This is a genomic window from Streptomyces violaceorubidus (genome assembly GCF_000717995.1).
In the GTDB taxonomy this organism is placed as follows: domain Bacteria; phylum Actinomycetota; class Actinomycetes; order Streptomycetales; family Streptomycetaceae; genus Streptomyces; species Streptomyces violaceorubidus.
The window spans coordinates 61883-86292 of sequence record NZ_JODM01000008.1; the positions used below are offsets into that span (position 1 = coordinate 61883).

Sequence of the window (24410 nt, forward strand, 5' to 3'; positions counted from 1 at the left end):
TCGGTGAGCGGTGGTGTGTGCCCGACCGAGTCTGCGCGGGCCGACCAGGTGGTACCAGGGCGTTCCCCGCCTGGGTGCGGCACACCCAGGATGCGCGCCGGACCACCGCCTAGCCTTGGGGGCATGGACGACAACCACCTCGGGGAGTTCCTGCGGGCACGCCGCGCCGGACTGCGGCCGCAGGACGTCGGCATGGCGAGTTACGGCGTGCGCAGGGTCGCCGGGCTGCGCCGCGAGGAGGTCGCCGTCCTGGCGGGGGTCAACGCCGACTACTACACCCGGCTCGAGCAGGGACGTGAGCGCCGTCCCTCACCGCAGGTACTCGACGCCCTCGGCCGCGCGCTGCTCCTCGACACGGACGCCCGCCTGCACCTGCACCGCCTGGCCGGGGTGGCACCGGTCGCCGGGGGCTCGCCGCACGTCACGGAACGGGTCGGTCCCGCGCTGCGTCAGCTGATGGACGGTTACGCCCACACGCCCGCCTTCGTCATGAGCCGCACCCTCGACCTGCTGGCGGCGAACGCCCTGGCCGACGCGCTCCACGCCCCCTTCACGCCCGCGGACAACCTGGCCCGCATGGTCTTCCTCGACCCGGTGGGCAGGCAGTTCTATCCGGACTGGGACCGGGCCGCCCAGGCCGTCGTCGCCAACCTGCGCCAGGCGGCGGGCTTCGATCCCGAACACCCGGGTCTGGCAGACCTCGTCGACACACTCACCGAGCACAGTGCCGTGTTCCGGCGCCTGTGGGCGGAGCACTCCGTGCGCGGCAAGACCCGGGACGTCAAGCAGATCCTGCACCCGGACGTCGGCGCTCTCTCACTGACGTACCAGTCCTTCGACGTGCGCGACGCGCCGGGGCAGCAACTCGTCATCTACCACGCCGAGCCGGGCAGCCCCTCGGCGCACGCCCTGGCCCTCCTCGGCTCCCTGCACGCCGGTGAGCGGCAGAACGCGCCCGACTCCGGCCGGCCGTGAGCGCCACCCGGTCGAGGCGCAGCAAGGCTAGGTGTCCCGGTCGGCGGACGACGTCCCGGAGGTGACGGTCCGAGCCGGTGTTCCGGGCTCCCAGCGCAGCAGGTCCCCCGGCTGGCAGTCCAGTACCTCGCACAGAGCCGCGAGCGTGGTGAACCGCACCGCCTTGGCGCGGCCGTTCTTGAGCACGGCCAGGTTGGCGGGGGTGATGCCGACCCGGTCCGCGAGCTCGCCCACGGACATCTTCCGCCTGGCCAGCATCACGTCGATGTCCACGACGATCGGCATCAGATCACCCCGGCCAGCTCGGCCCGCATCCGCGACGCCTCCAGGTCCCGCGCGACGGCCTGGGCGAGCAGCACCCGCAGCACCAGGACGACGAGCGCGACCCCGAGGACGGCCAGCCCGGCCACGCCCAGCAGGAGTACGACGCCCGGGGCGACGGCCTCGCCCGGCGCCAGGACGACGCCGAGCGCGAAGATCAGCAGGGAGGCGGCCAGGAACGCACCGATCATCCGGTGCACGTGCCGGAACGCGGCGAGGGAGAAGACGGTGCCGCGCCGCACCATCGTCACCAGCCGCCACACGCAGACCAGGACGATCTGGGCCGTCACCACGCCGAGCACCATGATCGTGAGGATCGGGACGACCCGGCCGGAGAGGGCGCTGTCCCCGACGTCGACGGCCAGCAGGACCGCCATCACCGTCTGCACGAACACCGAGCCGACCAGCAGTGCCACGAGCACGGCGCGCAGCGCGAGCACGGTCAGTTTTCCCATCACCACTCCTTCTATCGAACCACGATGCGAATCTATCGTTTTTCGATAGAGCGAGCAAGACGGGGCTCACGGATGGGCCACGGCCGGACCACCGTGGGGCCACCCTGGGGACGGCATGGGTACGCGGTTCGTACGGTGTCCGTGCGGTTTCCGGGTAGCGTGTCGGCCCGGAGGTGTCCCATGTCCGAGTTGTTCGACGCGGTCGACGCGCTGGTCGCGTCCCGCTCTCCGTTGCCGCCGGCGGAGGAGCGCAAGCGGCTGAGGGTCGCGCACGGTCTGACCCTGGACGAGGTCGCCGCCGCGTTGCGGGTGCGCCGGGCCACGGTGTCCGGGTGGGAGTCGCCCAAGAAGCCGACCGAGCCCCGCGGGCCGGAGCGCGAGGCGTACGCGCGGCTGCTGGACAAGCTCGCGCAGCTCTACCCCGCGCCGTCGGATCTCTACCCCGCACCGCCGGACGGCAGCGCCCCCGAGCCGGCCGAGGAGCGCGATCCGTCCACCGGGCAGTCGTCCGAGGGCCCGGTCGTCCCGGCCGGGGAACAGCCTCCGGCTGCCGTCCCCAGTCCCACGCCCTCCACCGGACCGTCCTCGGCGGCGCGCCGCCCGGCTACCCGGCAGACGGCGCCGGCCGATGCCGCGGCGGGCGGCGGCGAAGCGCGGTTCGAGAACGGGCCGCTGGCGGTCGTCGACGTCGACGGCGACGGACAGGTGCTGGCGTACTGCCGCGACGGTCTGGTGCTGGACGTCCCCGCCAGGAGCATCCCCGCCCTGGTGGACTGGACGCTGCACGAGGCGCGGCTCGGGCAGGCGCGGCTGTCCGGGCCCGGCAAGGACGCCGACCCGCTGCTCGTGCTCACCGAGGCCGCACTGAAGCGCTACGGGCTCCCCGCCGCTCTCACCGAGGAGGAGAGGCTCGCGGGGCGGCTCCGCGAGGGCCACAAGGTGATCAAGCAGCTGGCCCGCGCGGAGTGGAAGCTGACCAAGCGCGGCTTCGGGCCGTGGGCGCGGATCTACCGCCCGGCCACCGGATCCGCACGGGCCTGCGTGCAGCTGTGCATCCCGTCCTGGCACGCGCTCGACCCCCGGCACTGGGGCGGGGCCGGGCAGCTCCCGCCGGCCGAACTCGCCCGCGTCCTGGGCGTGTACGCGTCCCGGGTGATGACGCCGCGCGGATCGACCGCGGTGACCGGCCTGGAGCTGATGACCGCACTGCACCCGGCGACCCGCGCCTCCGGACCCGACGAGACGGGCAAGCGGCGTTCCGAGCACAATCCCGGCTCGCTGGGCGCGGATCCGGTGGACTGCGCGCCCTGCGAGGCACCCGACGGACATCCACTGCTCAGCGGGCTCCCCCGGTTCCACGTGCGCGGGCCCGGCGAGAAGCTGTTCGAGGAGGCGTACGACTGGGCGCGGCCGATGACCGACGCCGAGTGCACGCTGCGGCACCTGGTCGGCATCGACGTCAACATGGCCTTCGCCGCCGGTGCCAACGGCCTGGTCGTCGGCCTCGGCGGGCCGACCCACGTGAGGGCGCCGGTGTTCGATCCGAAGCTCCCGGGCTCCTGGCTGGTGGACCTGTCCCACGTCGACCTGGCCCGGGTGAAGGTCGGCAAGGACAGGTGGGCCGAGCTGGACGCGGACATGCTGCCCAGCCCGTTCACGCCGAAGGGCGAGCGTCCCACGGGGCCGGCCTGGTACGCGACGCCCACCGTGGCGTACGCGGTGGAGCTGGGGTACGAGGTGCGGCCGGTCGAGGCGTACCTCCGGTACGAGAACGGCCGGTACCTGGACGGCTGGTACCAGCGGCTGCGCGACGCCTATCTCGCCACCATGGCCGACCTCGGCGTCGGCACCGATCTCGCGCCCGCCGACTTCCTGGCGGCGATGGACGGCTACCGGGAACGTGACCCGCAGCTCGCCGTCGTCGCCTCCGCCATCAAGGCGACCGTCAAGGGCGGTCTGGGCAAGCTGCGCGAGCGGCCCCGCGGGGAGGGCTGGCGGCCCGGCGAGCCGTGGCGCGCCCTGTCCCGGCCGACGTGGCGGCCGGACATCCGTGCCGCGGTCATCTCCCGCACCCGGGTCAACCTCCACCGGAAGATCGTCAAGCACGCGGCGTTCACCGGGCAGTACCCGGTGGCGGTCCTGTCCGACTGCGTCGTCTACGCGGCCGACGGCACCTCGCCCCTGGACTTCCTGCCCTACCGGGACGGCAAGCCCCTGCCGGGCGGCTTCAAGCTGGGCGTCAATCCGGGGCTCGTCAAACACGAGGGCACCCAGAGCGTGTTGTGGGGCGAGGAGGTCCGCGAGCGGTTCGGCGCCCCGGACCTCAACCTCGCCCGGTACATCAAGGACGGTACCGTCACCGACGTCGACCATGGGGAGTAGCAGACGATGAGTGTGTTCGGGGACGGACTGGACGCCGCGGTGCAGAAGGCGTTCACACGGCCGGCGCCCAAGGGCGCGCCCGCCCAGATGCGGTACCTGGTCAAGCAGCTCAAGGGCACCAAGGCGGTCGCCCAGTTGCTGCGGGTCTCCCAGCGCACCGTCGAGCGGTACGTGAAGGACCAGATCAAGAAGCCCCGCCCGGATCTCGCCGCGCGCCTCGATCGCGAGGTGCGCAGGCGCTGGCAGCCGCAGATCCGGGCCAGGGCCCGGCAGAGGGCGGCGACCACCGACGGGATCGTCATCGACACCCGCGCCCGCATGGGCTACACCGCGCCGATCGGGTCGACGGACCAGGACCGTATCCGGCACCTGACCGTCGCCCTGCCCCCGCAGTACGCGGCCCGCCTCTTCGAGGCCCGGGAAGCCGGAGCCGACGACGCCCGCCTCCAGGAGATCGCGGCGGAAGCACTCAAGGAGGTGTACTTCCAGGACAGCGGCCGCCGGGCCGGCAGTCTGGAGGAGGTCCGTTTCACGGACATCGAGCATGTCGAGTTCGGCCTCTAGCCCGCGTCGTGGTCTCGCGGGCACGGCCGGGCGGACAGGACTTCCGACCGTGGCCGGCGGGGCGGCGAACCCGGGCCCCGGGGCCGCACGACGCTGCTTGCTCCTGGGAAGCCGAAGTGCGGCGCCCCCAGGGCTGTTAGCCTCCGCGCATGTCAGACCTGGGTTCCATCGCCTGGCCGCCCGCGCCGATCGAGACCGCGCGACTCGTGCTCCGTGGGTCCGCGGCCCAAGACCGTGCGGCCTTCGTCGAGTTGCTGGCGTCACCGGAGGTGCACACCTATCTCGGCGGGCCCCGGCCGCGTGACCGGATCGAGCGCGAGCTGCCCGTGGTGCCCGAGCGGTGGCCGGGGAGTTTCGTCGTCGACCTCGACGGGGCGATGATCGGCCAGATCCTGCTCAGGAGGGCTCCGGAGCATCTTCGTCCGGCTGCGGCGGGGTCGGTCGATCTCGGCTATCTGTTCCTGCCGCGCGCGTGGGGGCACGGGTACGCCGCCGAGGCGTGTGCGGCGGCGCTCGACTGGCTCGACGACGTCCTTCCCGGCGAGCCGGTGGTGCTCACCACCCAGACCGCCAACTCCGGCTCGATGCGCCTCGCGGCGAAGCTGGGGTTCACCGAGGTGGAGCGGTTCCGGGCCTGGGACGCCGAGCAGTGGCTCGGGCTGCGTCCCCCGGCCACGCCCCTCCCCGCCTGAGCCGGGCACTTGGGGGCATCCCCACGGCCGACACCTCCCCCCGGGCCTGCGGTACTCCTCCGTACGGCCCCACGCCCCGGCGCGTTCCCGGGGACGGCCGGATCGCCGGACTAGTGTCGGCGGTCCGTCGTCCCGAGGGAGTGTGTTCAGCTTGGCCCGCAACCGCCGCCTGATCCTGAGCAGCCCGTCCGAGGTCTGGAGCCTGCTGTCCGACGGTCACCGCTACGGGGAGTGGGTGACCGGTACCCGACGGATCCTCGCCGCGGATCCGCACTGGCCGCAGGTGGGCGCCCGGCTGCGCGTCAGGGTCGGTGTGGGCCCGCTGGTTCTCGACGACACCTGCGTCGTCCGCGTCTGCGAACCCGAGCACCGCCTGGAACTGGAGGCGAAGGCCGACCCGTTCGGCGCTGCCCGCATCGCCATGAGGCTGATGCCCTGGGGCGACGCCACGCTCTTCGTGCTGGACTGGCACGCGTTGCGGGGGCCCGGCATCCGGATGCACGGACTGCCCGTGGACTACCTCGTGGAGGTCCGCAACGGCATGATGCTGACCAAGCTGGCCAGGATCGCCGTCCGCGAGCACCGCAACGTCCCGCAACCGGGCTGAGGGGCCCGGCCCGGTCCGCACCCATGGACTCGCCGCTTCGGGGCGTTCGAGAATGACCTCGGTTGACAACGTTGTCGTCTGGTGAAGAGGACCATCATGGGCCCCATTTCCGTCCCTCTCGGCCGCAGGCCCCTGCTGCGGCCCCTCGGCGCGGCCCGCGGCCGCGTGACGCTGCGCGTGCGCGGTGCACAGCCCTTCCCGCACGGCGACCACGCCCTGGGCCGGAACACCTTCCCGAACATGCCGGTTCCGGCGACCGATCCGGACACCCGTGGCACACCGGCTGTGGGGCCGCCCTCACCGGGTCATGACGACCGCTCCGCCGTAGCGGGTGGTACGGCGCCGCCGGGTGCGGGCGTTCAGTCGGCCGGCATCGCCGACTCCTCGTGCAGCAGGTCGTCCCGTCGCTCGGGCATGACGTGGCGCGGCGGTGGCCCGTCCGAGCCGACCGGGTACTCCTCCAGCGGCACCAGGCCCCTCTCCCAGGCGGACAGGACCGGCTCGACGACGCGCCACGCCTCCTCGGCCTCGTCGCCGCGGATGGACAGGGCGGGGTCGCCCCGCAGAACGTCCAGCAGCAGTCGGCCGTAGGCCGGCAGGTCGGGGGCGTCCATGCGGGCGGTCAGCGAGAGCTGCGCGAGGGTCTCGGGACGCGAGCCGGTCGCGGTCAGGTCCATGCTCAGGCTTTCCGGTTCCAGACCGAAGCGCAGCACGTTGGGGCGGACGTCCTGGTCCTGGCCGAACGGCAGGTGCGGGACCGAGCGGAAGCGCACCGCGACCTCCTTGCGGTCCTTGCCGAGGGCCTTGCCGCTGCGCAGCCGGAACCGGGTGCCCGCCCAGCGCCAGCTGTCGAGTTCCAGCACGATCTCGGCGAAGGTCTCGGTCCGGCGTTGTGCGTCGACGCCGTCCCCGTCGACGTAGGCGGGCACGTCGTGGTCGACGCCCCGGCCGCCCGAGTAGCGGGCGCGGCGCGTGCGCTGTACGACGTCGTAGTCGGTCAGCGGGCGCACCGACCGCAGGACGTCGACCTTGCGGTCGCGCAGGTCACGCTCGCCGAGGGTGAGCGGCGGTTCCATGGCCACCAGGCACAGCAGTTGCAGCAGGTGGTTCTGCACCATGTCCTTCAGCGCGCCCACCTGGTCGTAGTAGCCGGCCCGTCCCTCCAGGGCGAGGGTCTCGTCCCAGACGATCTCGATCTCGGCGATGTGGGTGCTGTTCCAGATCGGTTCGAGCATCCGGTTGGCGAGCCGGCTGCCGAGCACGTTCTGGACGGTCGTCATGGCCAGGAAGTGGTCGACCCGGAAGACCGCCCGCTCGGGCACGAGTTCGCCGAGCAGCCGGTTGAGTTCCCGGGCGTCGGCGAGGTTCTCCCCGAAGGGCTTCTCCAGGACGATGCGGCTGCCCGGGGGGAGTCCCGCCCGGTGCAGGGCGGTCACCGCCGCCGGGAAGAGCGACGGCGGGAGGGCGAGGTAGACGGCCACGGGGTCGTCACCGGCGACTGCCGCGGCCACGTCGGCGGGGTCGGTGACGTCGGCCCTGCGGTAGTCCGCCGACGCCGTGACGGCTCGCCGGGCTTCGGTCGGGAAGTCGGTTCCGTGCCGGGCGAGTTGGTCCTCGGCCCACTCGCGGTACCGTGCGCCGTCCCAGTCCTCCCGGCTGGCGGCGCGCAGGCTGAACCGGTGGTCGAGGTGTCCCGCCGCGTACAGCGCGGCGAGTGCGGGCAGGAGGTAGCGGCCCGTGAGGTCGCCCGTCCCGCCGAAGACGACGAGTCGTCGGATGGTCATCGCGAAGCACTCCTCGCCCGTTCGAGGTTGACTCCGCTGGCGATGGTCCCGATGTGGCTGAAAGCCTGGGGCGCGTTGCCCATGAATGCTCCCGTGGTGGGGTCGATCTGCTCCGACAGCAGCCCCAGGGGGCTCGCCCGCGAGCACAGCGACGCGTACAGTTCCTCGGCCTCCTCGAGGCGGCCCTGGCCGATCAGGTTGTCCACCATCCAGAAGCTGCACAGCACGAAGGCGCCTTCGTCGCCGGGGAGGCCGTCGGGGTGCTCGTCGTGCAGGTAGCGGTAGAGCAGTCCGTCACCCGCCGACAGGCGTTCTGCGACGGCCCGGGTGGTCGCGACCATCCGAGGGTGGTCGACCGGCAGGACCTGGCGCAGCGGCAGGTTCAGCAGGCTGGCGTCCAGGACGCCTCCGCCGTCCATGTACACGCTGAGCGTCTGGGCGTCCTCGTCCCAGGACCGGTCCAGGATGAGGTCGCTCAGCCGGCCCGCCTCCCGGCGCCATTGGCCGACGTTGCCGGGCAGGCCGTAGCGTTCCGCGATCCGGGCCGCCCGGTCCAGGGCCACCTGGCACAGGCCGACGGAGTAGGTGAACGGACGGCCCTCGCTGCGGATCTCCCACAGGCCCTGATCCGGCTGGCGCCAGGCGTGGGCGGCCGTGTCGGCCAGCCCGGCCAGGCTGGCCCACATGGCGGGCTGGATCTCGCCGCCGCGGCGCAGCCACTGGTCGGCGCAGTCCAGGATCTCGCCGTACACGTCGTGCTGGCGCTGGTCGGCGGCGCCGTTGCCCCAGCGGACGGGCGAGGAGCCCCGGTATCCCTCCAGCCCGGCGTCCTCGACCTCGTCCGGTACCCGGTCGCCGTCCAGGGTGTACATGATGAGCGGCCGACGGCTGCGCTCGAACGCGTCGAGGACCCAGCCGAGGAACGCGTCGGCCTCTCCGCCGAAGCCGATGCGGCGCAGCGCGAAGACCGCGAAGGCCGCGTCCCGGATCCAGGCGTAGCGGTAGTCCCAGTTGCGGACGCCTCCGACGGGAGCGGGCAACGAGGAGGTGGGGGCGGCAACGAGTGACCCGTTCGCCCAGTCGTCGCACAGTTTCAGGGTGATCGCGGCCCGCCTGACGAGTGCCTCCTGGGGCCCGGCGTAGTCGCACGAGCGCATCCACCGCCGCCAGGCGTCCGCCGTCTGGCGGAGCATGGCGTCGGGGTCGAAGCGGTGGTGGCGGTGGAAGCGTCCCCAGGACAGGACGAGGTCGAGGCGGTCGCCCTGCGCCAGGTCCTGCACGGTCCGCAGGCCGCTCAGGGGACGGTTGGAGCGCAGGTGAAGGCGCAGTCCCTCGTTGCGGGCGGGCCGTACCTCCAGTCCGCTGTACAGCTGGTGGGCGTGGGCGCCGCCGCGAGGTTCCACCTCCACCCTGAGGCGTACCCGTCCCTCCAGGACCACGACGGAACGGACGAGTTCCCCGCGGCCCGACGGCGCGTCGTCCGACAGGTCGGCTCCGGAGCGCAGGGCCAGGGCGTCCGTGACGCGCACCAGCCCCGTGTCACTGCGCAGCTCGGTGTGCAGCACTCCGGTGTCGGGTTCGTACCGTTGCCGGGCCTCGCGCAGGTTCTCCGGCGTCACGGTGAAGTGGCCGCCCCGTGCGTGGTCCAGCAGCGCGCAGAACACGGCGTCGGAGTCGAACCGGGGCAGGCACATCCAGGGGATGGTGCCGTCGAGGCCGACGAGCGCCGCGGTGGTGCCGTCCCCGATCAGGCCGAGATCCTCCAGGGGCAGGTAGCCGTCCGGCCGGCGAACCGGCCGGAACGGCGGGTCGGGATCGTACATACGGTTCGCTCCTCAGCAGCCCGTCTGCGCCTGGTGCTCATGATCCGGCTCCAGATTCACCGACGCCGGCCCGTCCCGCAAACCGGGCCGCCGGTCGGACGCTCCCGCCGTACCGGCCGGACCGGATCGCCGAACTGCGCGTACGGCGTGGCCGGGCAATACTGAGGGTGGTCCTCCGGCCGCGGGCTCACTGATGCCCGCAGGCCGTGCGCCACCGCCGAGTGGAGGAGCGTTCATGGTTGACCAGCGCGAGGAAACGGACCGCATCGTGGTCGGGGTGGACGGTTCTGACTCGTCGAAACAGGCCGTCCGCTGGGCCGTGCGCCAGGCGGAGGTCACTCGCGGCGTGGTCGAGGCGGTGACGGCGTGGGAGTTGCCGCAGTTCCACGGCGCACTCGGCTGGCTGCCCCCGTCGAGCAGCGACGAGGGTGCGCTTCAGGCCCGGGCCCAGCAGGAACTCGCCCGGACGGTCGAGGAGGCCGTGGGACCGCGGCCGCCGGCAGAGGTGCGTGCCGAGGCCCGTTACGGCACTCCGGCCGGGGTGCTGCTGCACGCGGCCCGGGGCGCCGCGCTGCTCGTGGTCGGGAGCCGGGGACTCGGGGGCTTCACCGGGCTGCTGCTGGGATCGGTGGCCCAGCACTGCGTGCAGAACGCGCCCTGCCCGGTCCTGGTGGTGCGTGGCGAGGACGGCTGAGGAGCCCGCATGGCACAGACGGAAACGACGCCGGGGCAGCTGCGCAGCCGAGCCTGGTGGGACAACACGGACAACCCGGAGATGACCGCTCTGTATCTCGAGCGGTTCCTGAACTACGGCCTCACGGCGGCGGAACTCCAGTCGCAACGGCCGATCATCGGCATCGCCCAGACGGGCAACGACCTGGTGCCCTGCAATCGGCACCACCTGGGTCTAGCCGACCGGGTCAAGGACGGGGTCCGGGACGGGGGCGGGATCCCGTTCGAGTTCCCCGTCCACCCGTTGCAGGAGACGGGCAAACGCCCGACCGCGGCCCTGGACCGCAACCTCGCCTATCTCGGACTGGTCGAGGTCCTCTACGGATATCCGCTCGACGGAGTGGTCCTGACGACGGGCTGCGACAAGACCACCCCGGCGTGCCTGATGGCGGCGGCGACGGTGAACCTCCCGGCGATCGTCCTGTCCGGCGGTCCCATGCTCAACGGCTACCACAACGGAATGCGCACCGGCTCGGGGCTGGTGATCTGGCAGTCGAAACGCCTGCTCGCCAGCGGGGAGATCGACCACGACGAGTACATGGCGCGCGTGACCGCCTCCGCGCCGAGCGCCGGGCACTGCAACACGATGGGCACGGCGCTGTCCATGAACAGCCTCGCCGAGGCCCTGGGCATGTCCCTCCCCGGCTGCGCCGCCATCCCGGCCCCCTACGCCGAGCGGGCCCAGATGGCCTACGAGACCGGCCGCCGGGCGGTGGCCCTGGTGCGTGAGGACCTGACCCCGCGCAAGGTCATGACTCGGCAGGCCTTCGAGAACGCGATCGTCGTGGCGTCGGCCGTCGCCGCGTCGACCAACGCGCCCGTCCACGTCAATGCCATCGCCCGTCACGTGGGGGTGGACCTGGGCAACGAGGACTGGCAGCGCGTGGGCCGCGACATCCCGGTGCTGGTGAACCTCGCTCCCGCGGGTGAGTTCCTCGGCGAGGACTTCCACCGCGCGGGCGGGGTGCCCGCGGTCATGCGGTCGTTGCTGGCGGCGGGGCACCTGCACGGTGACGCGGTGACGGTGTCGGGCCGTACCGTGGCCGCGAATCTGGAGGACGCCCCGTCCGCCGACCCGGCGGTCATCCGTCCCCTCGACGATCCCGTGACCGCCCGGGGCGGCCTCCTCGTCATGAGCGGGAACCTGTTCGATTCCGCGATCATGAAGACCTCCGTCATCACCGACGACTTCCGGGCCCGTCGCCTGCCGGGCGCCGACGGTTCGTCCGTCTTCGAGTTCCGCGCGATCGTCTTCGACGGCCCCGAGGACTACCACGCCCGCATCGAGGACCCGGAACTGGACATCGACCAGGACTGCATCCTCGTCATCCGCTACACGGGGCCGGTCGGATACCCGGGTTCGGCCGAGGTCGTGAACATGGAGCTCCCCGCCTCGCTGAGCAGACGGGGCCTCACCGCGCTGCCGGCGCTCGGTGACGGGCGCCAGAGCGGCACGTCGGACGCACCGTCCATCCTCAACGCCAGCCCCGAGGCGGCGGCCGGCGGCAATCTCGCCGTCCTGCGCACCGGCGACCGGATCCGCATCGACCTGGACCGGGCACGCGTGGACGTCCTCCTGCCGGACGAGGAGATCGCCGAGCGGATGGCCCGGTACGAACCTCCGGCACTGGAGCACCAGACACCGTGGCAGGAGATCTACCGTGCCACGGTCGGTCAGCTGGACACCGGCGGCTGCCTCGAACTCGCCGTGTCCTACCAGGATCTCGTCCACACCAAGGGGATTCCGCGTGACTCGCACTGACCCGGACCGAACGGTTCTGATCGCCGACTCCGACTTCGGCGACGTGGACATCGAACGCGCGATCGTCGAAGGCGCCGGGCTCCGGCTCGTCGCCGCGCAGTGCAAGAGCGAGGACGAGGTGATCGAGGCGGGCAGGGAGGCCGGGGGCATCCTGACCCAGTACGCGCGCGTCGGTTCCCGCGCCGTCGCCGCGCTGCCCCACTGCCGGGTGATCGCCCGCTACGGCACCGGTGTGGACATCGTCGACGTCGACGCCGCGACGCGGCACGGAATCCAGGTCACGAACGCACCCAACGACTGGTGCGCCGACGAGGTCGCCGACCACGCCGTCGCGCTCTGGCTCGCGGCGGCCCGCAAGATCTGCCGGTACGACGGTGCGACGCGACGGGGCGAATGGCACTGGAAGACGGGTCGGCCCGTCCACAGGCTCAGGGGGCAGGTGCTGGGCATCCTCTCGTTCGGCGCCATCGCGCGGCTCATCGCCGAGCGGGCGCGGGGGTTCGGTGTCGAGGTGTGGGCGCACGACCCCTTCGTCGACGCGTCCGAGATCCGCGCGTGCCAGGTGCGGCCGGTCTCCTTCGACGAACTGGTGGAGGGCGCCGACCACCTCGTGGTGCAGGCACCGCTCACGCCGCAGACGCACCACACCTTCGACCGCGCGACGCTCCGCCGTATGAAGCCCACCGCCGTCCTCGTCAACACCGCGCGCGGGCCCATCGTGGAGGACGCGGCGCTGTACCGGGCGCTGAGCGAGGGGTGGATCGCCGGGGCGGCGCTGGACGACATCGAGGAGGAGCCCGCGAAGCAACGCGACTGGCAGCCCAGCAACCCCCTGTTCGAACTGCCGAACGTGATCGTCACCCCGCACGCGGCCTACTACTCCGAGGAAGCCGTCGGGACGGTACGCACCATCGCGGCGGAGGAGGCCGTGCGGGTCCTGACCGGGGAACCCGCGCGGTACCCCGTCAACGAACCGGCCGCCGGCTCCCGCCGCGCGCACCGCGCGTGAGCGGGCCGCTCCCGGTCAGGAGCGCAGTCGGGCGAGTTCGTCCGCGCGGCGGTGGTCCTTCGGGCGGCCGAGGGCCCGGCGCATGCGGATCAGATCGTCGAGGGCGGCGTAGCGGACGGTGAAGCCGGCCGGGTCGTGAGTCGTCTCGGCCCGGGTCAGGCAGGGCGTCACGTCCAGGTCGCCCCAGCGCAGGACGGGCGTGCACAGGTCTCCGTCGGCGCCTGTGACGCGGTACGCCACCTGTTCCCGGTCGAGGTCCGGCGGTTCGGTACAGCCGCACGCGGCGAGGGCGGCACGCAGGGCGCGCGCCTCGTCGTGGGTGCCGTCCCACAACAGGTCCAGGTCTCCGGTCAGTTCGGCGGAGCCGTGCATGATGCCGGCGACCTGGCCGATGACCACGGCGTGCGATCCGGCGGCGTGCAGCGCCCGCAGGAAGGGAAAGGGGTCGAAGCCCAGTGCCCCGTCCGTGGCGAAGGTGCCCCGCACGTCGTCCGCCTTCTCCGGGCGGCGTCCGACTCGGGCCCGTTCCCGTGTAGCGTGCCGGGTCCGGTCGATCGCCCGCCGCAGGCGCAGGGCTGCTGTCGTCTGGCTCATGCGCCCATCCAACACCCGGACCACCGCAGGTCCGCCTGGACGGGGGCGCCCGCTACGAACTGCCGCCGCACCGCAGCTGTGGCGCAGTGACGGCGTCGCCGAGCAGGGCGTGTCCCACACCGAGGTGCCCGCCCCGCCGCCGGGCTCCGTCGAGCAGGTCTACGAGCACGCACCGGAGCCCGACGCGGCGGGCCTGACCCGGCCCGCCTGGTCGACGAACGCGTCGGCGTCCACGGCGAGTCGGGGTTCGACACGGCCCGGTTCCCATCCGTCTTCCCGTGGCTGCACCTGCGCGAGGTGGCCTACGCGGCCGGCTTCGAACCGTCCACGCACCCCGTGCAGGGCGAGGCCGCCGCCCGCGAGCACGGGTCCATGACGTTGCCGGCCCCCGGTGGGGAGCGGGAGTGCACGACCGCCTTCCGGGTGGGGCGCCTGGACTGACCACCGGGGCCGCGGCCCGGGGGACCGCGGGGGTTCGGCACCCGTCACGACGCGTGCCTGACCCACGTACGCGCGTGGACGGTCAGCCAGGCCGCCGTCACGAGCAGCGCGGGGAGCAGCGGGGCGGCGCGGGGCAGCAGCCGTTCCAGCAGCGTGACGGATGCCGCACCGAGGACCAGGAGCGCCATCGTGGCCAGGACGCGCCAGGGGACGCGCCGGGCCGTCACCGCGTCGGTGACGGCCCCGGTCAGCAGGCCCGTCAGGTACGCCGTCGGCGCCTGGGCGCCCATGGCCACTCGGACACCGGCGTTCTGGCATCCCATGGCGGCCGCCACCGTGCCGAGCATCGCCGTGCGCTCCCCGACCGACGGATCCCCGTCCACGGCGAGCCACCACCCCACCACGGCCCACAGCAGGAGCAGTTCGATCAGCAGGAAGCCGGAGGGGCGCGGGCGCCCACCCCTTCGGGCTCGGCCGGCCGTCCAGCCGGCTGCCGCCGCGCCGAGCACGTAGCAGAGCACCGCGACGGCGGCCAGGGCGCCGAGTTTCGCGTCCGCGCCGCCCAGACCGACCCCGATCAGGGCCGAGTTGGCGGTGACCACGCTGGTGAAGACGCCGCCGAGGGAGAGGAAGCCCCAGGCGTTGACGGCGCCCGCGGAGGCGGTCAGCAGCCGCGCGGCCCACGCGTGCGGGTCCTGCCGTGAGCTCGCGGGGAGACGGAGATGCCGTCGCCGATTGCCCTTCGTGGTCCTCTCCTCGCCTCGTCCGGCCCCGGACAAAATCCTCGCCGACCGCCGTGGCGGCGCGGGCCGCGACATGCCGGGCGGTGCGGGCGCGACGTACGTCGGCCGCCCCGCCCGGTTCCGCGTCCTAGTGGGCGCGTGCCACGGTCGACCGGAAGGTCCAGTGGCCCGAGCCGACCTCGTACACGGCCTCCCCTCCGGTCATTCGCAGCAGCCGCGCGCCGTCGGGTGCCTCGGCGTGCTTGCCGAGGACCGGCACGCGCACCTCCGCGGTGCTGCCCGCCGGGACGTCCACGGTGAGGCGGAAGCGGTCGTCCGAGCGTTCCCAGTCGGTGCGGGCGACGCCGTACGGGGTGCGGTAGGAGCCCGCGGCGGAGGTCATGTCGCCCTCCACCGCCGGGTCGATGAGGAGCTTCGCGTAGCCGACGGAGTCCTCGGTCTGGGCGATGCCGGCGACGCGGGTGGTGAACCAGGAGTCGATGGCGCCGAGCATGAAGTGGTTCTGGGACTGGCCGGGACCGCCGTCCCAGGACTCGCCCAGGGTGGTGTTGCCCGCGAGCACCTGGTAGCCGTAGCTGGGGCTGGTGGTCCGGGTGGCGATGGCGTGCACGAGGTCGTCGCGGTCCGCCGCGCTCAGCACCCGGAAGGCGGCGGGCAGCGAGATCTCGCCCAGGACCAGGTGGTTCCCGGCGGCCTTGATCGCGCCGGTGAAGTGGGCGAGCAGACGGTCCCGCTCCCCCGCCGGGTAGGCGCCCATGTCGAGCGCGAGTGCCTCCGCGCCGTGTCCGCCGCCGCCGAAGGTGCCGGTGGCGGTGTCGTAGTACTTCGCCGTCAGCGCCTCGACGCTCGCGGCGGCCTTCCGGCGGTACTCCTCGGCCGCGGCGGTGTCGCCGAGGAGCGAGGCGATCCGGCCGAGGGTGTCGGTCACCCGCCAGTACCCGTAGGTGCCCGCCACCGCGCGGGGGAAGGTCCGGTCGGGGGTGAACCAGTCGCCGAGGCCGTAGTCGAGGATGCCGTCGGCGACCTGGGTCTCCAGGAAGGCGGCGTAGCGCCGCATGTCCGGGTAGTAGGTCTCCAGGGTCTGGCGGTCGCCGTAGGTGAGGTAGAGCTGCCAGGGGACGAGGACGAAGGCGCCGCCCCAGTTGGCGTCGTTGCGGTAGGCGCCGGGCAGGTTGGTGTACTCCGGGACGGTGCTCGGGACCAGGCCCTCGGTGGTCTGCGCGTCGGCCATGTCCCGGACGATCTTGCGGAGGTAGGCCCGCATGTCGTAGTTGCCCGCGAGGGCGGGGAAGACGAGCTGGTTCTGTTCGAGCCAGCCGAGTTTCTCGCGGCTCGGGCAGTCGGTGAGCACGCTCATCATGTTGCCCTCGACGGAGCGGCGGATCAGCGAGTGGATGCCGTTGATCAGTGGATCGGAGCTGGTGAAGTCGCCGACCGAGGCGTTGTCGGTGCGCAGGACGTGGCCGCGGACGCTCACCGTCGCGTTCTCGGGCACCCCGCGCAGTTCCAGGTAGCGGAAGCCGTGGTAGCTGAAGCGGGGGTGCCAGGTCTCGGCTTCCCGGCCGCCCGCGGTGGTGTAGCTGTCCCAGACGGGAGCGCCGACGTTGCTGATGGACTGGAAGGCGTGGCCGTCCTTGAGGCTCTCGGCCGGGTAGACGCGGATCGCGGTGCCCTTCGGCGCGCGGACGGTGATCTCGGGCCAGCCGGCGATGTTGCGGCCCAGGTCGAAGACGCGGCTGCCCTCGGCGCCGTCGACCGGCTCGCCCTTCAGGGTCTCCACGACGCGGATCGGCTCGGTCTCCCGGGCGCTGAGCAGGGCGGGCCGGTCGGCGGTGCCGGGGCCGGCCACCTCGACCGCGTGCCGCCAGCCGCGCCGGTCGCCGGAGGGCTCGTCCCACCGGGGGATCTCACGCCGGGCGTCGTAGTCCTCGCCGCCGTACCAGTTCGACGCGGTGGTCGGGCCCAGCGTGGTGCGCCAGTCGTCGCCGCTGGTGATCGTGCGCACCCGGCCGTCGGCCAGGGTCACCTCCAGGCGGGCGATCAGTTTGGGATCGCTGAGGTTGCCGTAGAGCTTGCGGTAGCGGTCGGCGGTGCTGACGACGTTGGACATGCCGTTGCCGAGGGCGACGCCGAGCGTGTTGGCGCCGGTGCGCAGCCGGTCGGTGACGTCGTACGTGGCGTACTGGACGCGTTCGGCGAAGTCCGTGTTGGCCGGCTCCAGGACCGCGTCGCCCACCGGTTCGCCGTTGACACTCGCCTCGTAGACGCCCAGTCCGGCGATGTAGAGGCGGGCGCTGCGGACCCGTTTCGGCAGGGTGAAGTCGTCGGTGAGCAGGGGCAGTCCGGCGGGCAGGTAGGGGGTGGGCTGCCGTTGGCCGGTGATCTCGGCGAGCCGGGTGGCGGGGCCCTCGGCGCTGTCGGCGGCGGAGACGGTGTAGTCGACGGGGAATCCGGGGATCCGGCCGTCGTCGGTGAGGACGTCGGCGCGGGGGTAGAGCGCCACCTCGTCGAAGGTCTTCGCGGTCTTCAGGTCGAGGGTGAGGGTGATCGGCGCGTCGGAGACGTCCGGTCCGGTGTGCGCGGCGCTCGCGTAGCCCGCCGCGGTCTGCAGGGCGCTGTTGGGCAGGCCGTCGACGGCGAGGGCGGGCTCCCAGGTCTTGCGCACGGTGTTGCTCTCGGACGCGGTGACGGCGGCGCCGCGGGCCAGGCCGGAGGTGGCGGTGCCGGAGTCGCGGACGTCGATCTCGCCGAGCTGGAGGCGCCAGGTGCGGTCCGGGAAGGACTCGGCGAGGGGCAGGCCGAGCCGGGTGACGTCCAGTCGTACGTAGCGGGCGGTGGTGCGGGGCAGATGCACGACGACCGGTTCGACGGTCCGGTCGCTCAGCCGCCAGTCGGGGTGGCTGATCCACTGCGCGCCCCAGTCCGAGGGCCGGGTCAGGCCGGTCTCGAAGACAGCGGTGCTGCTCCAGCCGCCGTGCCGCTTCCCGTCGCCGGACCAGAGCATGACGCGCCAGTAGACCTTCGCCCGGGATCCGGGGTTCTTGCCCGCGTATGTGGTCCCGGGCACCGACGATGCGACCTTCCCCGAGTCCCAGAGGTCGGGCCGGGAGGCGCGGAGCCGCTGGCGGGAGGTGGCGGCCTGGACGCGGTAGGCGGCCTGGCGCGTGTTCGGGGCGTCGGCGGTGGTCTGCCAGCTGAGGTCGGGGGTGGTGTCGTCGATGCCGAGGGCCTCGGTCAGGTGCTGGGTGCGCAGGCCGGTCGGGGCGAGGGTGCCGGTGGTCGCGGCGTCGGCGGTGACCGCGCCGGCCAGCAGGGTGACGAAGGCGGTGACACCGGCGAGGGCGGCGGCGGTTCGGTGTCTGCCGAGCGGGTTGGTTGTGGGCATGGCGGCTCCTTTGCCTGGCGGGTGATCGGGGCGGTCCCGGGCAGCTTCAGACTCGGCGCAGTTCGACCGTGGTCCGGCGCCGGAAGCGAAGGGCCACGGGGCCGAGCAGGCCGGACGGCAGTGGCTTCTTGCGCTCGTTGGACAGCGTGTTGGCGACCCGGACGCCCAGCGTGTTGCGCCCGGCCGCGACATGGCCCGTGACGTCGGCCACGAACGGGGCCCACAGCAGCGGTGGCAGCACGGTCCCGTTCACGGTCACCTCCGCGACGTCGCGGACGTCGCCGAGGTCCAGCAGGACCCGGCGGTCGCGCAGCCGGGCGGCGTCGACATCTATGTCGGTGGTGTACGTGCCGCTGCCGGAGAACAGCGCGTCGTGCTCGGTCCAGCTGCCGAGGGGCGCGGTGACCGGCTGGGCGCCCTCGCGTTCGAAGGTGAGCGTCCAGTCGCCGTCGACCGGGACCGGGGCGAGCGGGTCGTCGACGCGTACGGTGCCGTGGTAGCGGTGGCCGCCGTCGGTGCCGACGAGGCGGTGGGTGCCGGCCTCCGAGGCCTCCACCGTGGCGCGGAGCACGGGCCCGTGGCGTTCCACGGACAGGACGGGCACGGTCGACTCGGTGAGGTGGGGCCGCTCGCGGTGGCCGCCGCGGACCACGACGACGGCGGTCTGGTAGGGCTCCAGGTCCAGCGGCACCCGCACACCGTCCTTGGCGGTCCGGTACACGGGGGCGGGTCCGCCGGTGCCGGTCGCGGGGTCCCAGGTCTCGGGCAGGCCGGTGGCCGGGAGGGCGGCGACGGTGCGCACCTGCGCGCCGCTCTCGTTGTTGATCAGGAAGACGGTGTCGGGGCCCTGGCGCACCCGCAGCACGCGGACGGCGTCCTGGGCCGGGTCCAGGACGGCCGCCGCGGCGCCGGCCTCGACGGCGGCAACCCCGAGCGCGCCGGTGTCCGTGACCCGTACGGCGTGTCCGCGACCCAGGGTCCTGCGGGCGGGGACCCGGTCGCCGAACAGGTCGGCGAGTCCGTGGGCGAGGGTGCGGTCGCCGCCGTCGGCCTCCTCGGCGTCCAGGGCGCCGACCGCGATCACGGTGCCGCCGGCCCGGACGAACTCGCGCAGCACGCCTACCCCGTCGGCGTCCAGGACCGGTGTCCGGGGGATGACGACGAGGTCGTAGGCGGCCGCCCCGACGACCAGGCGGCCCTCGCGGACCTCGGCGTGGGCCAGCAGCGCGGGGTCCCGGGTCAGGGCGCCCTCGTGCAGCAGGTCGAAGTCGACCTGGGCGCGTTCCAGGGCGTAGGCCGCCTCGCTGAGCGGTGCGTCCACGTCCTGCTGCAGGTCGGTGCCGGCCCACTGCTCGGCGGCCCGCTGCGCCTGCACCAGCGCGGTACGGGCGGCCGAGGTGCCGCGGCCGGCCTCCATGACCCGGCCGATCCACTCGGCGAGCGGCCGCATGGACCACCACCAGGGGGCGCGCGGGCCGAAGGGCGGCGGGAAGTACACGCGGCTCTCGTCGGTCCACAGGGCGTGCAGCACGGTCAGGTTGACACCGCGGGCGGCCTGCGCGCCGACGGTCGCGTGCACGAAGCCGGGGGTGACCTGCCAGCCCATGTTGCCGAACATCTCCAGCAGGGCCCGTTCGCGGCCCATCTGGTGGGCCACGGAGACCGGGTTGCGCGGGATCATGGTGGGCTCACCGGCCACGTACTCGGCGGTGATGATGTCGCCGCCGGGCACCTGGGCCCACTGGTGGACCTTGTGCAGGTCGCCGGTGGAGGCGATGCGCTTGGCGGGGGCGGTCTCGTCGTAGAGCGGGTTGGTGATCAGGGCGACGCCGCGCTTCTCGTACCACTGGGCCTGCTTGCGGAACGCGGTGGCGAAGCGGTCGGAGACGGCCTTCCAGAAGTTGCCGCGGGCGATGCGGCCAAGGCGGCCGAGGTCGTCGAAGGCGGCGGCGTAGGCGAGGCCGGGGGTGACACCGACGGCGCGCAGGGCACGGTCGAGAGCCGGTGACCAGGGCAGGCGCTTGAAGTGGGCCTCGGCCGAGGCGAAGAACGGCTCGTCGTCCCAGAAGCCGGGGACGACCGTCCCGAAGTAGCGTCCGAACCGGCGGTGGTACTCGCCGGGGACGATGTCCAGGAACAGCTCGACGGGTTCGTCGTCGAGCAGGTCGACGTAGCTGCGGCTGTAGCCCTGGCTGTCGTCGGCGAGGAGTACGCCGCCGAAGAGGTCGACCTGCCACTCCCCCGCCGGCACCTGCCAGGTGTGGTGGCCGGTGAGCCGGTCGGTCAGGTCCACGACGTCGGTGGCGGCGGTGGACGCGGTGGGCCGGGCGGCGGCGGCCGCGAGGGTGAATCCCTCGGCGGGCAGCGCGCGTTCGGGGAAGTCGCCCGCGGCGGAGGAGCGGTCGAAGGAGCCGGTGTACAGGGCGGTGCCGTCGGCCGACTCGACGGCGAGGCTCTCCCACAGCGCCCGCTGGTCGCCGACGGCGCGCACCCCGACTCCGCCCGTCTGCTCGGCCAGGCCGTCCACGGTCCCCTTGTCCCTGCCGTCGAGGGTGACGGAGAGACCGCCGCCGCTCAGGGCGATCCGGAGGGTGTGGAACTTGGTCTTGTTGAAGCCGTCGGTGCGGCTGCTGCGCAGCAGTTCGGCCGGTTCGGCACCGTCGCCCAGCCGCTCCACGGTGACCACGCCGGTCTGGTCGAAGGCGACGGCGTATCCGGTGCGCCCGTCGGCCGAGGCCCGCACGAGGAGTCCGGCCGCGCCGTGCTCGGCCTTCGCGCTGCCGGTGACGGTGACCTCGCCCCACGCCTGGCTGTCCCTCAGCACGGCGGCGCCGTCGAGGACCGCGGCGTCCGCGACCAGCCGCCCCGCCTCCACGCCGAGGCCGGTGCTGCGCCCGAGGTCGATCGACGCGGGCCCGCGCACCACGGTGGTGGAGCGGGCGAGTGCCTTCAGGCGCAGCTCGGGCCGGGGGGCGTAGGTGCGGTTGCCGACCCGTCCGCCCTTGACGATGAACTCGCCGGCCCGGCCGCTGGGGAAGTGGTCGTCGTTGAACAACCAGACCCGCATGCCGGTGCGTTCGGCGGTGCTCAGGACGTGGCCCACGATGTCGAACCACTCCTCGGTGAAGAACACCGGCGTCATCTCGGCGTTGTCGAAGGAGAAGAGGATCACCTCGTACATGCCCTTGGACCGCAGGTCGGCCAGCTGGCGGTCGACCAGTTCGGGCGTGACGGGGCCGTTCCAGTACCAGTAGACGGTGGGGCGGCTGTCGTGGCGCGGATCGGCGAAGTGCCGGGCGGACCAGCCGTCCCGCTCCTGCCCGGCCGGTTTGGCGGGTGGACCGGCGGCGTGGGCGGCGTCGGGAAGGCCGACGACGGCCAGGGCGCCGGTGGCACCGGCCGCGGCCACGAAGCGGCGTCTGGACAGGGGGTGTTCGGGCATGGCTGTGCTCCCGGGTGGAGGTGGGGTGCGGAGGAGGGGCGGCCTGGGCCGCGGGGGGGGTGATCAGCCCTGGGCGAGGCGCCGTACCTGGTCGGCGGTGAGGGCGCGGTTGTGCAGCCGGAAGTCGCGGACGGCGCCGTGCAGGTAGGGGTGGGTGCTGTTCTGGGACCGGCCCAGGTAGTTGCGGCTGGTCCGGCCGAGCAGGAGGGGACGGGCGACCATGGCAGCGTTCCGCCCGGCTTCGGCGCCGTCGACGTAGAGCACGCCGATGCCGTCGGCGAGGGTGAGCGCCACGTGGGTCCAGCGGCCGAGGGGCAGCGGTCCGGTGGCGTCGACGAAGTCCTCGGCCTCCATGCCCGCGATCTTCAGGGCGGCGCGGGCCCGCCCGGCGCCCGTGGTCGCCGCGAGGAAGAGGTACGTGTCCTTGCTGTATCCCAGGTCGAAGACCCGGACGGAGGAGGCGAGGGTGTCGACGCGGACGCGGGCGGAAACGGTCAACTTCTCAAGTCCACCGGGCAGTCCGGCGGGGAGTACGACATGGCCGCCGCGTCCGTCGAGCGTCACCGCCGTCGTGCCGCCTTCGGTGCTCCAGGTCGCGCCGCCGGTCAGGGTGCCGTCGGCGAAGGTCCCGGTGCGGTCCGCCACCGAGGTGCCGTGTCCTTCGTCGAGGGCGTAGCGGGCCACGTCACCGGCGGGCCCGGGCGGGGGTGCGACCGACCAGTACACGTTGTAGCGCTGGTGGTGGATCTCGTGGAAGGGGCGGAGCGTGACCTGCCGGCCGTCCGCCAGGACCGTGAACCGGGTGGGCTCGCCGGGCGTGCGGCGCAGCGTGTCGGGTCGGACGGCGGGCAGCGTCGCGAGCGGCGTGTCCCCGTAGCCTCCCGCGAGGACCAGAGGGCCGTACGACACCGCCTTCACCTGGGGGTTGTCGGGCGCCGGGCGCCAAACGGGGACGCGGGGCAGGAGGAGTTCGACGTGGTCCCCGGTCCGCCAGTGACGTGTCACCGTCGTGCTGGTGCCCGGTTCGAGCCGGTCACCGGTGCGTCGGCCGTTCACCTTCAGCTCGGCGCGGGCGTCGCTCGCCGCCAGCCAGCCGGGGACGCGGATCCGCAGCGAGAACCTGGCCGCTCCCTCGGTGACGGTCAGGCGGGTCCGGTCGCCGGTGGGGATGTCGGTCTCCTGGCGGAGGGTCACGCCCAGCTCCGCCCAGCGCACTTCGGAGGGGATGAACAGATTGACGTGGAGCACGGGACGGCGTGTGCCGGGGGTGCGGAAGTAGACGGTGTCGGCGAACTTGGTGTGCGTCTCCAGGCCGGTGCCGTGGTCGCAGGAGAAGTTGTCGTAGTCCCCGCTGTAGCTGCCCGGGGCCGAGCCGAGGCCGCCCTTGGGTTCACGCCGCGAGCCCGCCCACAGACCCGTGTAGTAGGTGACGAAGCCGTGCGCCGACTCGGGGTCCTGCTCGGCGAGCATCTGGTTGTACAGCGTCCACTCGTAGTGGTCCAGGTACTCGGTGCGCTCCGGGTCGTGGCGGAAGAGGTCCCGGCCGAGTTTGAGCATGTTGTAGCTGTTGCAGTTCTCGCAGGTGACCTCCGAGAGGCGGCTCGCGATCTCGTCGGGCGGTCCGAAGAGTTCCTGGTTGGAGTTGCCGCCGATGGCGTAGGAGTGGTGGCGTACGACGGTGGTCCAGAAGGTGTCGGCGATGTCCAGGTAGCGCCGGTCGCCGGTGGCCTCGTAGGCCGGTACGGCGCCGACCACCTTGGCGATCTCCGTGTTGGCGTGCCGCCCGGCGAGTTCGTCGCGGCCGGCGGCGAGCGGGGCGTAGAGCTCGTCGTGGTCGAAGCGGCGGGCGGTGCGCAGGTGCACCGGGTCGCCGGTCTCCAGGTGGAGCCGGGCGAGGACGTCGTTCATGCCGCCGAACTCGACCTTGAGCACGCTCTGCATCCGCTCGCGCGACAGCGGGGCCGTGCGCGCCTCGGTCCAGGCGGCCATCTCCAGCAGGACGTCGAACGCCTCCCGGTTCCCGCTGAGCCGGTACTGGTCGAGGAGACCGGCCATGATCTTGTGCAGGGTGTAGTACGGCGCCCAGGGCTTGCCGCCGGCCTCCAACTGGTCGAAGACCGACTCCGGGAACGCGGAGAGGTAGCCGCGGTGGAACCCGGCCGCCGGTGCCGCCCGCTGGCACTCGGCCAGGGCCGAGACGAGCAGGCGGGCCCGGTCCGCGTAGGCACTCTCGCCGGTGTGGGCGTGGGCCTGGGCCAGGGCGCTGAGGAGGTGCCCCGTGGTGTGGCCGCGCAGTTGGACGTCGGGGGCCTCCCAGCCGCCGCAGGGTTCGGCTGAGGAGGGCAGGCCCACGGTGAGCCGGAAGGTGTGCAGCAGCCGGTCGGGGTCCACGAAGAGGAGGTACGCGCAGGTGCGCCGCATGTTGGCGAGGAAGGGGCTGTCGAGGAGGCGTACGGCCGAGAGGGGGAAGGGCTCGAGCGGGGGCCCCGGGCGGTGTGCGGCTCTCGTCGGTGGGGGCGCCGCCCCGGCGGGGGCTTCCGGGGCAGCCGCCGCGGCGGGAAGGCTCGTGGTCGCGGCGGTGGCCGCTGCGGCCGACGCGGTGAACAGCACCTGGCGTCGGGAGGGGGCGGGTCTGCTGTGCGGTGCGGGCATGGTGCGGGGCTCAGCTCCCTTCGATTGAATCGTTTTATTCGATTCGA

Annotated in this window: 18 protein-coding genes; 9 read left to right on the forward strand and 9 right to left on the reverse strand. The window is 73.1% G+C overall.

Going from position 1 to position 24410, the window contains the following annotated elements; translation table 11 throughout:
* The first annotated feature begins 123 nt into the window (after positions 1-123).
* Positions 124-975, forward strand: coding sequence for a helix-turn-helix transcriptional regulator (locus IE94_RS0113615; RefSeq protein WP_030183046.1), 852 nt, complete (start codon positions 124-126; stop codon positions 973-975).
* A 27-nt stretch (positions 976-1002) separates the two neighbouring features.
* Here the strand turns inward: IE94_RS0113615 and IE94_RS0113620 are convergent, their stop codons facing one another.
* Together IE94_RS0113620 and IE94_RS0113625 are read right to left on the reverse strand one after the other, a co-directional pair.
* Positions 1003-1260, reverse strand: coding sequence for a helix-turn-helix domain-containing protein (locus tag IE94_RS0113620; protein WP_051777498.1), 258 nt, complete (start codon positions 1258-1260; stop codon positions 1003-1005).
* Positions 1260-1751 carry a DUF2975 domain-containing protein gene (locus IE94_RS0113625; protein ID WP_030183050.1) on the reverse strand — a complete coding sequence of 164 codons (492 nt, stop codon included), beginning with the start codon at positions 1749-1751 and terminating at the stop codon, positions 1260-1262. Before IE94_RS0113625 ends, IE94_RS0113620 begins: the two co-directional genes overlap by 1 nt.
* A 180-nt stretch (positions 1752-1931) precedes the next feature.
* On the opposite strand from IE94_RS0113625, the gene tap reads away from it, so the two are divergent.
* The 4 genes from tap to IE94_RS0113645 all read left to right on the forward strand — a co-directional run bounded on the left by tap (position 1932) and on the right by IE94_RS0113645 (position 5996).
* On the forward strand, positions 1932-4133 hold the full coding sequence (gene tap / locus IE94_RS0113630; RefSeq protein ID WP_030183052.1) for a telomere-associated protein Tap: 2202 nt from the start codon (positions 1932-1934) through the stop codon (positions 4131-4133).
* A 6-nt stretch (positions 4134-4139) separates the two neighbouring features.
* A complete protein-coding gene (tpg, locus tag IE94_RS0113635) occupies positions 4140-4697 on the forward strand; it encodes a telomere-protecting terminal protein Tpg (RefSeq protein WP_030183054.1) in 558 nt (185 codons plus the stop codon).
* Between the two features lie 149 nt (positions 4698-4846).
* The gene (locus IE94_RS0113640) at positions 4847-5389 is read left to right on the forward strand and encodes a GNAT family N-acetyltransferase (protein ID WP_030183056.1); all 543 of its coding nucleotides are present in this window, start codon (positions 4847-4849) and stop codon (positions 5387-5389) included.
* Positions 5390-5540: 151 nt separating this feature from the next.
* Positions 5541-5996, forward strand: a complete 456-nt coding sequence (locus IE94_RS0113645; RefSeq protein ID WP_106977850.1) for an SRPBCC family protein — start codon at positions 5541-5543, stop codon at positions 5994-5996.
* A gap of 359 nt (positions 5997-6355) precedes the next feature.
* On the opposite strand, the gene IE94_RS0113650 is transcribed toward IE94_RS0113645, so the two are convergent.
* Positions 6356-7780 carry a glucose-6-phosphate dehydrogenase gene (locus IE94_RS0113650; protein ID WP_030183062.1) on the reverse strand — a complete coding sequence of 475 codons (1425 nt, stop codon included), beginning with the start codon at positions 7778-7780 and terminating at the stop codon, positions 6356-6358.
* Positions 7777-9603 (reverse strand): glycoside hydrolase family 15 protein, encoded by a 1827-nt coding sequence (locus IE94_RS0113655; RefSeq protein ID WP_030183065.1) that lies wholly within the window; start codon positions 9601-9603, stop codon positions 7777-7779. The genes IE94_RS0113650 and IE94_RS0113655 overlap by 4 nt, the downstream gene beginning before the upstream one ends.
* Before the next feature lie 235 nt (positions 9604-9838).
* Between IE94_RS0113655 and IE94_RS0113660 the strand changes: the two genes are divergently transcribed.
* The 3 genes from IE94_RS0113660 to IE94_RS0113670 are packed head-to-tail and all read left to right on the forward strand — an operon-like array spanning position 9839 to position 13106.
* Positions 9839-10297: a universal stress protein gene (locus IE94_RS0113660; RefSeq protein ID WP_030183068.1), complete on the forward strand. Its 459-nt coding sequence runs from the start codon at positions 9839-9841 to the stop codon at positions 10295-10297.
* Positions 10298-10306: 9 nt separating this feature from the next.
* Positions 10307-12097: an IlvD/Edd family dehydratase gene (locus tag IE94_RS0113665; RefSeq protein ID WP_030183071.1), complete on the forward strand. Its 1791-nt coding sequence runs from the start codon at positions 10307-10309 to the stop codon at positions 12095-12097.
* A complete protein-coding gene (locus tag IE94_RS0113670; protein WP_030183075.1) occupies positions 12084-13106 on the forward strand; it encodes a C-terminal binding protein in 1023 nt (340 codons plus the stop codon). The genes IE94_RS0113665 and IE94_RS0113670 overlap by 14 nt, the downstream gene beginning before the upstream one ends.
* A gap of 15 nt (positions 13107-13121) precedes the next feature.
* On the opposite strand, the gene IE94_RS0113675 is transcribed toward IE94_RS0113670, so the two are convergent.
* Positions 13122-13700 carry a hypothetical protein gene (locus tag IE94_RS0113675; RefSeq protein ID WP_030183077.1) on the reverse strand — a complete coding sequence of 193 codons (579 nt, stop codon included), beginning with the start codon at positions 13698-13700 and terminating at the stop codon, positions 13122-13124.
* Positions 13701-13907: 207 nt separating this feature from the next.
* Between IE94_RS0113675 and IE94_RS41020 the strand changes: the two genes are divergently transcribed.
* Positions 13908-14141: a DUF4432 family protein gene (locus IE94_RS41020; RefSeq protein ID WP_245235251.1), complete on the forward strand. Its 234-nt coding sequence runs from the start codon at positions 13908-13910 to the stop codon at positions 14139-14141.
* 44 nt (positions 14142-14185) lie between these two features.
* Here IE94_RS41020 and IE94_RS0113685 read toward each other — a convergent pair whose 3' ends face one another.
* From IE94_RS0113685 to IE94_RS0113700, 4 genes are all read right to left on the reverse strand, one after another.
* Positions 14186-14920 (reverse strand): YoaK family protein, encoded by a 735-nt coding sequence (locus IE94_RS0113685; RefSeq protein WP_245235246.1) that lies wholly within the window; start codon positions 14918-14920, stop codon positions 14186-14188.
* A 91-nt stretch (positions 14921-15011) separates the two neighbouring features.
* Entirely contained in the window at positions 15012-18269 is a 3258-nt protein-coding gene (locus IE94_RS0113690) for a family 78 glycoside hydrolase catalytic domain (RefSeq protein ID WP_030183083.1), read from the reverse strand.
* Positions 18270-18315: 46 nt separating this feature from the next.
* Positions 18316-21711: a glycosylhydrolase-like jelly roll fold domain-containing protein gene (locus IE94_RS0113695; protein ID WP_030183086.1), complete on the reverse strand. Its 3396-nt coding sequence runs from the start codon at positions 21709-21711 to the stop codon at positions 18316-18318.
* Positions 21712-21774: 63 nt separating this feature from the next.
* The gene (locus IE94_RS0113700; protein ID WP_030183089.1) at positions 21775-24363 is read right to left on the reverse strand and encodes a glycoside hydrolase family 127 protein; all 2589 of its coding nucleotides are present in this window, start codon (positions 24361-24363) and stop codon (positions 21775-21777) included.
* Positions 24364-24410: the final 47 nt, after the last annotated feature.

Coding starts and splice junctions, on each gene's coding strand:
- IE94_RS0113615 (WP_030183046.1), top strand. CDS start 124: ATGGACGACAACCACCTCGGGGAGTTCCTGCGGGCACGCCGCGCCGGA.
- IE94_RS0113620 (WP_051777498.1), bottom strand. CDS start 1,260: ATGCCGATCGTCGTGGACATCGACGTGATGCTGGCCAGGCGGAAGATG.
- IE94_RS0113625 (WP_030183050.1), bottom strand. CDS start 1,751: ATGGGAAAACTGACCGTGCTCGCGCTGCGCGCCGTGCTCGTGGCACTG.
- tap (WP_030183052.1), top strand. CDS start 1,932: ATGTCCGAGTTGTTCGACGCGGTCGACGCGCTGGTCGCGTCCCGCTCT.
- tpg (WP_030183054.1), top strand. CDS start 4,140: ATGAGTGTGTTCGGGGACGGACTGGACGCCGCGGTGCAGAAGGCGTTC.
- IE94_RS0113640 (WP_030183056.1), top strand. CDS start 4,847: ATGTCAGACCTGGGTTCCATCGCCTGGCCGCCCGCGCCGATCGAGACC.
- IE94_RS0113650 (WP_030183062.1), bottom strand. CDS start 7,780: ATGACCATCCGACGACTCGTCGTCTTCGGCGGGACGGGCGACCTCACG.
- IE94_RS0113655 (WP_030183065.1), bottom strand. CDS start 9,603: ATGTACGATCCCGACCCGCCGTTCCGGCCGGTTCGCCGGCCGGACGGC.
- IE94_RS0113660 (WP_030183068.1), top strand. CDS start 9,839: ATGGTTGACCAGCGCGAGGAAACGGACCGCATCGTGGTCGGGGTGGAC.
- IE94_RS0113665 (WP_030183071.1), top strand. CDS start 10,307: ATGGCACAGACGGAAACGACGCCGGGGCAGCTGCGCAGCCGAGCCTGG.
- IE94_RS0113675 (WP_030183077.1), bottom strand. CDS start 13,700: ATGAGCCAGACGACAGCAGCCCTGCGCCTGCGGCGGGCGATCGACCGG.
- IE94_RS0113690 (WP_030183083.1), bottom strand. CDS start 18,269: ATGCCCACAACCAACCCGCTCGGCAGACACCGAACCGCCGCCGCCCTC.
- IE94_RS0113695 (WP_030183086.1), bottom strand. CDS start 21,711: ATGCCCGAACACCCCCTGTCCAGACGCCGCTTCGTGGCCGCGGCCGGT.
- IE94_RS0113700 (WP_030183089.1), bottom strand. CDS start 24,363: ATGCCCGCACCGCACAGCAGACCCGCCCCCTCCCGACGCCAGGTGCTG.